The organism is Actinacidiphila sp. bgisy160 (assembly GCF_057707815.1).
In genome coordinates, this window is the sequence record NZ_JBYIQW010000048.1 from 1 (window position 1) to 12277 (window position 12277).

General features: G+C 74.7%; 14 protein-coding genes. 12 read left to right on the forward strand and 2 right to left on the reverse strand.

The window, feature by feature from the left end; all coding sequences use genetic code 11:
- Positions 1–99: 99 nt before the first annotated feature.
- The 6 genes from AC3EUJ_RS28760 (at position 100) to AC3EUJ_RS28785 (ending at position 6102) form a co-directional block, all read left to right on the forward strand.
- Positions 100–1566 (forward strand): NAD(P)H-hydrate dehydratase, encoded by a 1467-nt coding sequence (locus AC3EUJ_RS28760; RefSeq protein ID WP_431966378.1) that lies wholly within the window; start codon positions 100–102, stop codon positions 1564–1566.
- Positions 1567–1646: 80 nt separating this feature from the next.
- The gene (locus AC3EUJ_RS28765) at positions 1647–2777 is read left to right on the forward strand and encodes a L,D-transpeptidase (protein WP_431966380.1); all 1131 of its coding nucleotides are present in this window, start codon (positions 1647–1649) and stop codon (positions 2775–2777) included.
- Positions 2778–2812: 35 nt separating this feature from the next.
- On the forward strand, positions 2813–3949 hold the full coding sequence (gene alr / locus AC3EUJ_RS28770; protein WP_431966382.1) for an alanine racemase: 1137 nt from the start codon (positions 2813–2815) through the stop codon (positions 3947–3949).
- 32 nt (positions 3950–3981) lie between these two features.
- Positions 3982–5262, forward strand: coding sequence for an alpha/beta fold hydrolase (locus AC3EUJ_RS28775; RefSeq protein WP_431966384.1), 1281 nt, complete (start codon positions 3982–3984; stop codon positions 5260–5262).
- Between the two features lie 11 nt (positions 5263–5273).
- Entirely contained in the window at positions 5274–5798 is a 525-nt protein-coding gene (gene tsaE / locus AC3EUJ_RS28780; RefSeq protein WP_431966386.1) for a tRNA (adenosine(37)-N6)-threonylcarbamoyltransferase complex ATPase subunit type 1 TsaE, read from the forward strand.
- A gap of 124 nt (positions 5799–5922) precedes the next feature.
- A complete protein-coding gene (locus AC3EUJ_RS28785) occupies positions 5923–6102 on the forward strand; it encodes a hypothetical protein (RefSeq protein ID WP_431966388.1) in 180 nt (59 codons plus the stop codon).
- 211 nt (positions 6103–6313) lie between these two features.
- Here the strand turns inward: AC3EUJ_RS28785 and AC3EUJ_RS28790 are convergent, their stop codons facing one another.
- On the reverse strand, positions 6314–6859 hold the full coding sequence (locus AC3EUJ_RS28790) for a hypothetical protein (protein WP_431966390.1): 546 nt from the start codon (positions 6857–6859) through the stop codon (positions 6314–6316).
- A 164-nt stretch (positions 6860–7023) separates the two neighbouring features.
- On the opposite strand from AC3EUJ_RS28790, the gene tsaB reads away from it, so the two are divergent.
- The 5 genes from tsaB to AC3EUJ_RS28815 all read left to right on the forward strand — a co-directional run bounded on the left by tsaB (position 7024) and on the right by AC3EUJ_RS28815 (position 10330).
- Positions 7024–7677: a tRNA (adenosine(37)-N6)-threonylcarbamoyltransferase complex dimerization subunit type 1 TsaB gene (gene tsaB / locus AC3EUJ_RS28795; protein ID WP_431966392.1), complete on the forward strand. Its 654-nt coding sequence runs from the start codon at positions 7024–7026 to the stop codon at positions 7675–7677.
- A gap of 8 nt (positions 7678–7685) precedes the next feature.
- On the forward strand, positions 7686–8189 hold the full coding sequence (gene rimI, locus AC3EUJ_RS28800; protein ID WP_431966471.1) for a ribosomal protein S18-alanine N-acetyltransferase: 504 nt from the start codon (positions 7686–7688) through the stop codon (positions 8187–8189).
- Positions 8182–9279, forward strand: coding sequence for a tRNA (adenosine(37)-N6)-threonylcarbamoyltransferase complex transferase subunit TsaD (tsaD, locus tag AC3EUJ_RS28805; protein ID WP_431966394.1), 1098 nt, complete (start codon positions 8182–8184; stop codon positions 9277–9279). The genes rimI and tsaD overlap by 8 nt, the downstream gene beginning before the upstream one ends.
- Complete coding sequence (locus AC3EUJ_RS28810; protein ID WP_431966396.1) at positions 9276–9536, forward strand: hypothetical protein; 261 nt, start codon at positions 9276–9278, stop codon at positions 9534–9536. The genes tsaD and AC3EUJ_RS28810 overlap by 4 nt, the downstream gene beginning before the upstream one ends.
- 140 nt (positions 9537–9676) lie before the next feature.
- Positions 9677–10330, forward strand: a complete 654-nt coding sequence (locus AC3EUJ_RS28815; protein WP_431966398.1) for an HAD family hydrolase — start codon at positions 9677–9679, stop codon at positions 10328–10330.
- Between the two features lie 46 nt (positions 10331–10376).
- On the opposite strand, the gene AC3EUJ_RS28820 is transcribed toward AC3EUJ_RS28815, so the two are convergent.
- A complete protein-coding gene (locus AC3EUJ_RS28820) occupies positions 10377–11627 on the reverse strand; it encodes a THUMP-like domain-containing protein (RefSeq protein WP_431966400.1) in 1251 nt (416 codons plus the stop codon).
- A 297-nt stretch (positions 11628–11924) separates the two neighbouring features.
- Here AC3EUJ_RS28820 and groES point away from each other — a divergent pair, with 297 nt between their 5' ends.
- Entirely contained in the window at positions 11925–12233 is a 309-nt protein-coding gene (gene groES, locus AC3EUJ_RS28825) for a co-chaperone GroES (RefSeq protein ID WP_319158003.1), read from the forward strand.
- The last annotated feature ends 44 nt before the right edge of the window (positions 12234–12277 follow it).

The following is a 12277-nucleotide window of genomic DNA, read 5'->3' on the forward strand; positions in this document are numbered from 1 at the left end:
CCTCTCCCCCCCCCCCCCCCCCCCCCCCCCCCCGCCACCGGGTGCACCCACGAGCACCGCCGGCGCGCAACGAACCCCGCGCGGTGGGAACATGGCCGCATGCGGGTGGCGTACAGCGTGGAGACCGTACGGGCGGCCGAGCGGGCGCTCATGGCGCGGGTTCCGGAGGGGGCCCTGATGCAGCGGGCGGCGGCCGGGCTGGCCGCGGCGTGCGCGAACGCGCTCGGCGCCGCGGGCGGGGTCTACGGGGCCCGCGTCGTCGTGCTGACCGGGAGCGGGGACAACGGCGGCGACGCCCTGTACGCGGGGGCGCGCCTCGCGCGGCGGGGGGCGGGCGTCACCGCTGTCCTGCTGGCGCCCCGGAAGGCGCACCGCCGGGGCCTGGCGGCCCTGCGCGCCGCGGGCGGCCGTGCGGTCGCCCCGGACGGCGCCGAGGCGCTGATCCATCGCGCCGACCTCGTACTGGACGGCATCGTGGGCATCGGCGGCAAGGGCGGCCTGCGCCCCGAGGCGGCGCCGCTGGCGGAGGCCGCGCACGCGTCCCGGGCGGTCGTGGTCGCCGTGGACCTCCCCAGCGGTGTGGACGCCGACACCGGCGAGGTCCGGGGCGCGGCGGTGCGGGCGGACATGACGGTGACCTTCGGCACGTACAAGCCGGGCCTGCTCGTGGACCCCGCCGCCGAGCACGCGGGTGCCCTGCGCCTGGTGGACATCGGCCTCGGCCCCTGGCTGGACGGCACGCCGCCCGACCTGGAGGCGCTGCAGCACGCCGACGTGGCCGCCCTCCTGCCGGGTCCGGACGCCGAGAGCGACAAGTACCGGCGCGGTGTGATCGGCGTCGTCGCGGGCTCGGAGCGCTACCCCGGCGCCGCCGTGCTCGCGGTGGCGGGGGCGCTGCGCGCGGGCGCGGGGGCGGTGCGGTACGTGGGCCCGGGGGCGGCGGCCGTGCTGGCCCGCTTCCCGGAGGCCCTGGTGTCGTCCGGGCCACCGCACAAGGCCGGCCGGGTGCAGGCCTGGGTGGTGGGCCCGGGGCTGGGCGACGGGCCGGAGGCCCAGCGCTCGGTGGACGACGTGCTCGCCTCGGACGTGCCCGTGCTCGTCGACGCGGACGGCCTGCGGCTGCTGGACCGGGCCGTCGTGCGCTCCCGCGCCGCCGGCACCGTGCTGACCCCGCACGCGGGGGAGGCGGCGGCACTGCTCGGGGTGGCCCGCGAGGAGGTGGAGGCGGCGCGGCTGGACCATGTGCGGCGGCTGGCCGACGAGTTCGGCGCGACGGCGCTGCTCAAGGGCTCCACGACGCTCGTCGCGTCCCCGGAGTCCGGGGTGCCGGTCCGGGTCAACCCCACGGGGACGTCCTGGCTGGCCACGGCGGGCAGCGGTGACGTGCTCTCCGGGATCACCGGGTCCCTGCTGGCCGCCGGGCTCGCCCCGCGAGACGCGGCCTCCGCCGGCGCCTACCTGCACGGCCTGTCGGCGCGGGTCGCCGCGGGCCCGGTCGGCGCGCCGATCGCCGCGGACGACGTGGCCGCGGCCCTTCCCGCCGCCTGGCGCGACATCAGGTCCTGAGCCGCCGTCAACTGGGCGAAACGGGTGGACTCCGCCGACGCGGCGTTCCGCCGGGCATCGGCACGTCAATTTGTGTGTTCATGGGAACGTATGCCAGAAGCAGGGTGCGGCTGCTCACCTCCGCGGTGACCGCCCTCGCCGCACTCGGTATGCACACGACTGCCGCCGCGGACGACGAGTGGCCGGTGCCGGTCGACCGTCTCGTCCCCGGGGTCCCCTTCGGCCCGGACGCCTCCCGGCAGGTCGACACCCCCGACCAGGGCGCCCTGCCCCGCAGGATCGGCACGTCGACGGCCGAGCCCACACGCAGTGTCGTGCCCACCGAGGACACGGAAGACGACTGGGTGGACCCGCAGCTGGTGGAGTTCGTTCCGGCCGAGGACGTCGAGCGGGCGCGCACATTCGAGCGGGAGCGGGCCGCCGAGGAAAAGCGGGCCGCCGAGGAGGAGCGGGCCGCCGAGGAAAAGCGGGCCGCCGACGAGGACCCGTACTACGCCGATGAGGACCCGGACAACGCCGACGAGGACCCGTACTACGCCGACGAGGACCGGGACAACGCCGACGAGGCCCCGGACAACGCCGAGGAGCACCGGGAGAACCCGGAACGTCGCGAGTACTGCACGGCCTTCACCGGCCCCTACCAGCGCGAGGTCGAGAAGAGGCTGCGGCTGCGTGTGAACGGCAAGCAGTCCGAGGCCGACTGCGCGGAGATCCGCCACTACCAGAAGTCCAAGGGCATCGTCCCCGCCACCGGCTTCGCGGGCCCCACCACCTGGGGCTGGCTCCGGCTCGACGAGGCCACCAGGAAGGGCCCGAACGCCTCCCGCCGGTGCCCGGCCCCGGCCCGGGGCAAGCGCCTGGTCTGCATCGACCTCAACCGCCAGCTGCTGTGGGTGCAGAGCAGCAGCACCAAGGTCGTCTTCGGCCCGGTTGCCATCCGCAGCGGCCGCAAGGGCTACCTCACCCGTACCGGTTACTTCACCGTCTACTGGCGCCACAAGAACCACGTCTCCGACATCTACGACGCCCCGATGCCGTACAGCCAGTTCTTCAGCGGTGGCCAGGCGATGCACGCGACCCCCGGCAGCGTCTACAAGGCGCCCGGATCGCACGGCTGCGTCAACCTCTCCAACCGCAACGCGCGCCTGCTGTGGAACCTCCTGAAGCTCCACGAGGCGGTGTACGTGTGGGGCGCGAAACCCGCCACGTGACGGCCGCACGGGGCCGGCCTGAGACACTGGGCGCGATGGATGAGACGAATCTGCGCGCCCAGGCCACGATCGACCTCGCCGCCCTGCGGTCCAACGTCGCGGCGCTCCGCGCCCGCGCGCCCCGCTCCGGGCTCATGGCCGTGGTCAAGGCGGACGCCTACGGCCATGGGATGGTGCCCTGCGCCCGGGCCGCCCTGGAGGCGGGCGCCGGCTGGCTCGGCACGGCGACGCCCGAGGAGGCGCTGGCGCTGCGCGCGGCCGGGATCACGGCCCCCGTGCTGTGCTGGCTGTGGACGCCGGGCGGGCCGTGGCAGGCCGCCGTGGAGGCGGACGTCGACGTGACGGTCAGCTCGCCGTGGGCGCTGCGCGAGGTCTCGGAGGCCGCCGCGGCCGCGGGCCGGACCGCGCGCGTCCAGCTGAAGGCCGACACGGGCCTGGGCCGGGGCGGCGCCCAGCCCGCGCAGTGGCCCGACCTGGTCGCCGCCGCCCGCGCCGCCGAGACGGAGGGCCTGGTGACGGTCACCGGGCTGTGGTCGCACTTCGCGTGCGCCGACGAGCCCGGTCACCCCTCCATCGCCGCGCAGCTCGCCGTCTTCCGCAGCGCCCTGGAGACCGCCGAGCGCGCCGGGCTGCGCCCCGAGGTCCGGCACATGGCGAACTCCCCGGCCACCCTGACCCTGCCCGAGGCGCACTTCGACCTCGTCAGGACCGGGGTGGCGATCTACGGGATCTCGCCGATCCCGCAGGTCGGCGGCCCGGCCGACTTCGGGCTGCGGCCGGTGATGACGCTGTCGGCGCGGTTGGCCTCGGCCAAGCGCGTCCCCGGCGGCCACGGGGTCTCGTACGGGCACCACTACACGACGCCCGGCGAGACGACCCTCGCCCTGGTGCCCGTCGGGTACGCCGACGGCATCCCGCGGCACGCCTCGGGCACCGGCCCCGTGCTGGTGTCGGGCAAGTGGCGGACGGTCGCCGGGCGGGTGGCGATGGACCAGTTCGTGGTCGACCTCGGCGGCGACAGTGCCGCCGCGGGAGACGAGGCAGTACTGTTCGGCCCTGGTGACCGCGGTGAGCCGACCGCCGAGGACTGGGCGCGGGCGGCGGGCACCATCGCGTACGAGATCGTCACTCGGATCGGGACCCGGGTGCCGCGCGTCTACGTGGGTACGTGAGCGCGTAGCGGAGGGGAAGCAGCGATACGGCCATGACGGACAGCGGCAAGGCAACGGGGGCGATCGAGGCGGTGGCCGAAGCGGCCGCTGCTTCCGGTCGCTGGCAGCGCGCCGGGATCGTCGGCGCGGCCATCGGCGTGGTCGCGGCGGGCGCCGCCGCGGGCGTGGCGCTGGAGCGCGCCACGGTCGGCCGGGGCATGCGCAAGCGTGCCCGGCTCGCCCTCGACCTGGCCGGGCCCTACGGCTCGCTGCGCGGCGTTCCGGGGCGGGTCACCGCGGAGGACGGCACCGAGCTCTACTACGAGGTCGAGGAGGCGGACCCGGCGGCGGCCGACGCGGCCGCGCCGCCGCGACGCTGGCAGATCTTCCGCCGCGGTGGCCAGGCGCCGCCGCTGACCGTCGTCTTCAGCCACGGTTACTGCCTCAACCAGGACTCCTGGCACTTCCAGCGCGCCGCGCTGCGCGGGGCGATACGCGCCGTCTACTGGGACCAGCGCAGCCACGGCCGCTCCGGCCGGGGCAAGGACCAGGCGGACGGCGAGCCCGCCACGATCGACCAGCTCGGCCGCGACCTGAAGGCGGTCCTCGACGCCGCCGCGCCGGAGGGCCCGCTGGTGCTCGTCGGGCACTCCATGGGGGGCATGACCGTGATGGCGTTCGCCGACCAGTTCCCCGATCTGGTGGACGCGCGCGTGGCCGGCTTCGCCTTCGTCGGTACGTCCTCCGGCAGGCTGGCCAGCGTGACGCTCGGCCTGCCGGCGGCGGGCGCGCGGGCGCTGCGGGCGCTGGCGCCGGGGGTACTGCGGATCCTGGGCACGCAGGTCGACCTGGTGGAACGGGGGCGCCGGGCGACGGCCGACCTCTTCGCCGGGATCATCAAGCGCTACTCCTTCGGCTCCGACGTGGACCCGGGCGTCGCGCGGTTCGCCGAGCGGATGATCGAGTCGACCCCGATCGACGTCGTCGGCGAGTTCTACCCGGCCTTCACCGAGCACGAGAAGAGCGAGGCCCTGGACGTGCTGGACGGCCTGCCCGGGCTCGTACTGGCCGGGGACAAGGACCTCCTGACGCCCAGTGAGCACAGCCGGGCCATCGCCGAGCGTCTGCCGGACACCGAGCTGGTGGTGGTGCCCGGGGCCGGGCACCTGGTGATGATGGAACACCCCGAGCTGGTCAACACGCACCTGGCCGCGCTGCTCGCCGAGGCGGCCGACGCCTCGCGCGCCCCGGTCCCGCAGGCGCTGCGTGAACTGGCGGTGCCGCGGCCCGCGACGCCCGACAGGGCGGAACGGGTGGTCTCCGGCGGCGCGTAGCATTCGGGCACATGGGCATGGAAGCCATCGGCATGGAAGCGATCCGGGTCACGGTAAAGACCCCCGACCAGATGCGCGAGCTGGGACACCGTCTGGCGCCGCTGCTGCGCGCCGGCGACCTCGTCGTCCTCAGCGGTGACCTGGGGGCGGGCAAGACGACGCTGACCCGTGGCCTCGGCGAGGGCATGGGCGTGCGGGGCGCGGTGACGTCGCCGACCTTCGTGATCGCACGGGTCCACCCCTCGCTGCGCGGCGGTCCGGCGCTGGTGCACGTGGACGCGTACCGGCTTTCCGGCGGGCTGGACGAGATGGAGGACCTGGACCTCGACGTCTCGCTGCCGGAGTCGGTGGTCGTGGTGGAGTGGGGCGAGGGCAAGGTCGAGGAGCTCTCCGACGACCGGCTGCAGCTGGTGATCCACCGCGCGGTGGGCGAGGTCGCGGCGAACGGGCAGGAGGACCACGACGTGCGCGAGGTCGTCGTCACCGGGGTCGGCGCGCGCTGGGCCGGTGAGGACCTGGCCGGGCTCGGCGTCTGAGCGCGCAACCGTTCCGACATGGTGTCGGGAAGATATTGCGTACGGCACGTCTCCCGTGTTCTGCTGGACTCCAGGAGCTGGTTAGGGCTGCCTGACCCGACCCCGTCGGACCCAGGAGGCATCCATGTCGGCCCACACGGCCCCGGAGCCGGAGCCGGGTTACTCGATGCAGGCGCTGCTCGCGGCGGCCGCGGCGGCGAACGCGGTGTGCACCCCACCGGGCGGCGAGCCCGAGGAGCAGGAGCCGGAGCCGCACGCGGCGCAGGACGAGACCAGGACCCGCCCTGAGGCGGACGCGGCATAGCCAGGGCCTGCCGTCACATTCACGCCTGCCCCGCGCCGCCCGGCTGCGTTGTCGAATCGTCCGGGTGGCCCACTACGAGGACGGCTGTCCGCCGTGCGACGCACCGCGCCGGACAATGCGGGCCCCGGCCTCCGGGCGACCGGCGTGAATTCGACGGCAGGCCCTGTGCGCCCGCCGAACGACCCCTTGGGCGTTCACTCTTCCGGGGGAATCAGCGGACGACGACGATCTTGCTGCCGACAGTCGCGAACTTCCACAGCGTCGCGCCGTCCTTCCGCTTCTCGCGGATGCCGCCCGTCTGCCGGCCCGGGGGCGGGGGGTCGGGCAGCGAGCCGTCCTTCGCCGCGCTGAAGCCGATCACCACGTTGTCCACGGTCGTGAACCGCACCACGTTCTCGACGGCCACACCGTCACCGCCGACCCCGCCGGCGCTGCGGGAGGTCACGGAGTAGGTGCCGGGGGCGGGATCGACGGTGCCGGGCACGACCACGTACGTGGTGCGCACCTTCCCGTCGTCGCCGACCAGCCACACGCGGTCCGCGCCGAGCGAGTACACGACCCTGGTGCCGCTGCCGGAGGCCGCGGGGAGCTCGTTCTTCTTCGCCGGCTCGGGCGAGGCGGAGGCGGCCACGGAGGTGTCGCGGGCGCCGCCGGTGTCCGTGCTGCGGACGCCCTTGGGCATCTCGTCCGCGGAGCTGGAGGCCTGGACGGCGAGCACGCCGACGCCGGCCAGCGCGGCTGCGGTCAGTCCGGTCACGATCGTCCCTGAACCGATCCTTGCCACGGCTTTCCTCCGGAGGTGGGCGTCACGCTGGGTTGACGTTAGCAGCCGGGCCGCACGCTGACGGGAGCGCCGTCCCGGGCCGCGGTGGTGGCCCCGTCCTGGCGGGGCCACCCCGGTGAACGCCGTAGGCTGAACGCGTGCTGCTGCTTGCTTTCGATACCGCAACCCCCGCCGTGACGGTCGCCCTGCACGACGGCCGGCGCGTGCTCGCAGAGTCGACGGAGATCGACGCGAGACGGCACGGGGAACTGCTGATGCCCGCCGTGGACCGAGTGCTGCGGGAGGTGGGGACCGGGCTGGGCGACGTGACCGGGATCGTGGTCGGCGTCGGACCCGGCCCGTACACGGGGCTGCGCGTCGGCCTGGTGACCGCCGTCTCCTTCGCCGACGTGCTGGGCGTCCCCGTCCACGGGATCTGCACCCTCGACGGGCTGGCGTACGCCGCCGGGATCGAGGGGCCGTTCGTCGTGGCGACGGACGCCCGCCGCAAGGAGGTCTACTGGGCCCGGTACGAGGGCCCGCGGGCCCGGGTGACCGACCCGGCCGTGGACCGGCCCGGCGACATCGCGGGCGAGGTCGGCGGGGTGCCCGCGGTCGGCGCGGGCGCCGCCCTCTACCCCGGGGTCTTCACCGACGTCCGGCCGCCCGCCGACCAGTCCGCCGCCGCGCTGGCCGCCCTCGCCGCGGTGAAGCTGGCGGATGGCGAGGACTTCCTCCCCGCGCTGCCGCTGTACCTGCGCCGTCCGGACGCCCAGGTGCCGGCCGGCTACAAGGCGGTCCTGCCGAAGTGACCGCGGTGATGCGCGAGATGCGCTGGTGGGACCTGGACCCGGTGATGGAGCTGGAGCACCGGCTCTTCCCGGACGACGCGTGGTCGCGCGGCATGTTCTGGTCCGAACTGGCCGACGCGCGGCATCCGTCGGCCACCCGGCACTACGTGGTGGCCGAGGACGAGGCCGGACGGATCGCCGGCTACGGGGGCCTGGCCGCCGTCGCCGGCACCGGGGACGTGCAGACCATCGCCGTCGCCACCGAGCAGTGGGGCACCGGCCTCGGCACACTGCTGCTCGCCGAACTGCTGCGCCAGGCCACCGCCTTCGAGTGCCACGAGGTGCTGCTGGAGGTGCGCGTCGACAACGTCCGCGCCCAGCGGCTGTACGAGCGCTTCGGCTTCGAGCCGATCGGTTTCCGGCGCGGCTACTACCAGCCGGGCAACGTCGACGCGCTCGTGATGAGGCTCGGCGAGCTGCCGGCATCCACTGACGTACCGGGACTACAAGGAACAGAGACCATCCATGGCTGACGAGCCCCTTGTCCTCGGCATCGAGACGTCCTGCGACGAGACCGGTGTCGGCATCGTGCGCGGGCACACGCTGCTCGCCGACGCGATCGCCTCCAGCGTCGACGAGCACGCCCGCTTCGGCGGCGTCGTGCCCGAGGTCGCCAGCCGCGCGCACCTGGAGGCGATGGTCCCCACGATCCAGCGCGCGCTGAAGGAGGCCGGCGTCGCCGCCTCCGACCTCGACGGGATCGCCGTCACCGCGGGTCCCGGGCTCGCGGGCGCGCTGCTGGTCGGCGTGTCCGCGGCCAAGGCGTACGCCTACGCGCTCGGCAAGCCGCTGTACGGGGTCAACCACCTCGCCTCCCACATCTGCGTGGACCAGCTGGAGCACGGGCCGCTGCCCGAGCCGACGATGGCGCTGCTGGTGTCCGGCGGCCACTCCTCGCTGCTGCTGGCGCCCGACATCACCGGCGACGTGCGCCCGCTGGGCTCCACCATCGACGACGCGGCGGGCGAGGCCTTCGACAAGGTAGCCCGGGTGCTGGGCCTCGGTTTCCCCGGCGGCCCGGCCATCGACCGCGCGGCCCGCGAGGGCGACCCGGCCGCTATCCGCTTCCCGCGCGGCCTGACCGGCTCCCGCGACCCGCTCTACGACTTCTCCTTCTCCGGCCTGAAGACGGCCGTGGCCCGGTGGATCGAGTCCAAGCGGCGCGAGGGCGTGGAGGTGCCGGTCGCGGACGTGTCCGCGTCCTTCCAGGAGGCCGTCGTCGACGTGCTCACCCGCAAGGCGATCCGGGCCTGCAAGGACAACGGCGTCGACCACCTGATGATCGGCGGCGGCGTCGCGGCCAACAGCCGGCTGCGCTCGCTGGCGCAGGAGCGCTGCGAGGGCGCGGGGATCGTCCTGCGCGTGCCGCGGCCCAAGCTGTGCACCGACAACGGCGCCATGGTCGCGGCCCTCGGCGCGGAGATGGTGGCCCGCGGCCGGCCGTCCTCCACGTGGGACCTGCCGGCGGATTCCTCGCTCCAGGTCACGGACGTGTCCGTGCCCGGCCACACGCACGACCACGACCACGTCCACGAGCTCAGCAAGAGCAACCTCTACTCATGACCGTCGCCCTGATGTGGGAGGCCCGCGCCGTCGAGGGGCGCGGGCCCGAACTGCTGGCGTGGGCCCGCGCTCGGTCGCTGTCGCCGGCCCCGCTGCGCCGGGAGACCTTCTCCGCCCCGCAGGACCGGGTCCTGGTCATCACCTGGTGGGACGCCCCGTACGACGCGGAGCTGCCCGAACTGCCCGAGCCGGCCGAGGGCCTGGCCCGGCGGGCCGTGCACCGCTGGCGCTTCGAGTCGGTGGCGGAGGGGGCGTAGGCCCTGGTCGCGGGACGGCCGGTCGTATGATGAGCCCGGCGTCGATCGCAACCGGGCTTCTGCCTTGGCGCCTCCTGAGCAGGCGTCCTGCCGGACGACCGGTGTCCGGGAGGCGTTCCGGCAGGTGGCGAGAAGACCCGATGACCGACTCCGGCTGCGCCGTCCTCTTCGATCTCGACGGCGTCCTTCTCGACAGCCGGCGGGCGATGCGGCGGGCGATCCTCGACGTCGCCCGCGCGGCCCTGGGAGCGCCCGTGGACGAGAGCCGTCTGCCGGCCGGACTCGACCACCTCCCCCATCACGAACTGCTCGCGCGGCTCGGCGTGACCGACGAGGAGACCGTCTTCGGTGCCGCCTGGGAGGAAGCGCTCGCCCTCGCCCGGTGGGGGGCGTCGCCGTTCCCGGACGCGGCCGGCGTGCTGCGCGAGCTCGCGGCCTCCGGCATGGCGATCGGGGTGGTGACCATGCAGCCGGCGAGCCGGGTGGCGCGGCTCGTCCCCGCGGAGCTGTCCGCGTACTTCGGCGTGGTGGTCGGGTGGGGCGACGCCGCGCCCAAGCCTTCGGGGGAGGGCGTCCTGCTCGCGCTCGACCGCCTCGGGGTGCCGCCGGGGCGCGCCTGCTTCGTCGGGGACAGCCCCTCCGACGTGGCCGCCGCGGCGGCCGCCGGGATCCCTTCGATCGGCGCGGCCTGGGGCTACACCGGCCCCGCCCTGGACGACTGCGGACCCACCGCCCTCGCCGGTGCGCTCACCGAGGTGCCGGGGATGGCGAGAGGTCTGCTGGGGGCGCTGTAGCCGTTCGTGGAGGGTTGAGCGGTCCGCGCGTGTGCCTGGGTCGCTGTCAGCGGGGGGTGCGGGTGTCCGTGGGGGCCGGGGCGCCCAGCAGCATGCTCGGGGCGCCCGCGACGCGGGTCAGGAAGACCGTGGCCGCGTGGGGGCCCTGGGGCTTGACCCGGCGGCGTACCTCCTCGGGTTCGACGGCCGATCCGCGCTTCTTCACGGTCAGCACGCCGACCTCGCGTTCGCGCAGCAGCGCCTTGAGCCGCTTGAGGTTGAAGGGCAGCACATCGGTGATCTCGTAGGCGGTCGCGTAGGGCGTCGAGTGCGGCTCGTCCGAGGTGACGTACGCGATGGTCTGGTCGATCAGCCCGCCGCCGACCTGCGCCGCCACGTCGGCCACCATGTGGGCCCGGATGACCGCGCCGTCCGGCTCGTACAGCCAGCGCCCCACGGGGCGCACCTGCGGGTCGGGCAGGCCGGCCGCCGGCAGCGTGGCGCCCGACGGCAGCAGAGTCGCGCGGCGGGCGCCCGGCGCGGTGCCGAACCACAGCACGGCCTCCTTCACGTCGCCGTGGTCGGAGACCCACTCCGCCTCGGCCTCCTGCGGCACCGCCTCGTGCGGGATCCCCGGCGCCACCTTCAGGGCGGCCAGCGGCGCCTTCCGCGCCGCCGCCACCGCCCACGACAGCGGCGGGGAGTACGCCTCGGGGTCGAAGATCCGCCCGCCCGTCGCCCGCCACCGCCCTTCTTGCGAAGCGCTGCGCGCTGCACCTCTTGATTGTCCGCCGCGTCGGGCCGGGTCGACGAAGACCGCGTCGAAGCCGTCCGTGGCGGTCTCCGTCACGTCGGCGCAGCGCACCTCGATCAGGCCGGCCAGCCCCAGCGCCTCCGCGTTCGCCCGCACCACCGCGCAGGTCAGCTCGGAACGGTCGACCGCCAGCACCTCCACCCCGGCGCGGGCCAGCGGGACGGCGTCCCCGCCGATCCCGCAGCACAGGTCCGCCAGCCGCCGCACCCCGAGCGCGGCGAACCGCTCCGCCCGGTGCCGGGCGACGGAGGCCCGCGTCGACTGCTCGACCCCGTCGGGCGTGAAGTACATCCGGTACGCGTCCTCCCCGAACTTCGCCGCCGCTCGCTGCCGCAGCCGGGCCTGCGTCAGCGCCGCCGCCACCAGCCCGGCGTCGTGCTCCCGCCGCAGCCGTGTCGCGGTCGCCAGTTCGGCGGCGGGGTCGTAGTCCCGCAGGGAGGCCAGCAGTGACTGCCCCTCGTCGGTCAGAAGAGCCGAGAACGCGTCAAGATCCACGCCGTCCATTGTCCCGCGGGACCGGCGTGTCCTGGACTGGCCCCGTGAGCGGCTCGGCGAAGCCGCGCGCCCGGAACAGTGCGTCCGGGCACTCCGTTGAGCTCAGGGGGAGCGGCTCGTACGGCGCGGCGTTGGCACTCCGCTTGACCGAGTGCTAAGCGCGTCATAATCTCGGACCTGGCACTCGGCCATGTCGAGTGCCAGCACAAACGCGACGGGCAGGTCCGGCACCCGCGACGACGGGCCTACCAGGTCGCCACCCCAGACAGACACTCCCGTGAGCCCTTTGAAGGGGGAGGTCGGATCGTGACGACCACCAGCACCAAGGTTGCCATCAAGCCGCTCGAGGACCGCATCGTGGTCCAGCCGCTCGATGCCGAGCAGACCACCGCTTCCGGTCTGGTCATCCCGGACACCGCCAAGGAGAAGCCCCAGGAGGGCGTCGTCCTGGCCGTCGGCCCGGGTCGCTTCGAGGACGGCAACCGCATCCCGCTCGACGTCAAGGTCGGCGACATCGTGCTGTACAGCAAGTACGGCGGCACCGAGGTCAAGTACAGCGGCGAGGAGTACCTCGTCCTCTCGGCTCGCGACGTCCTCGCGATCGTCGAGAAGTAGGACCGGCGCCGCGCGCAAGCGAGAAATGCCGTGACCACGCCCCG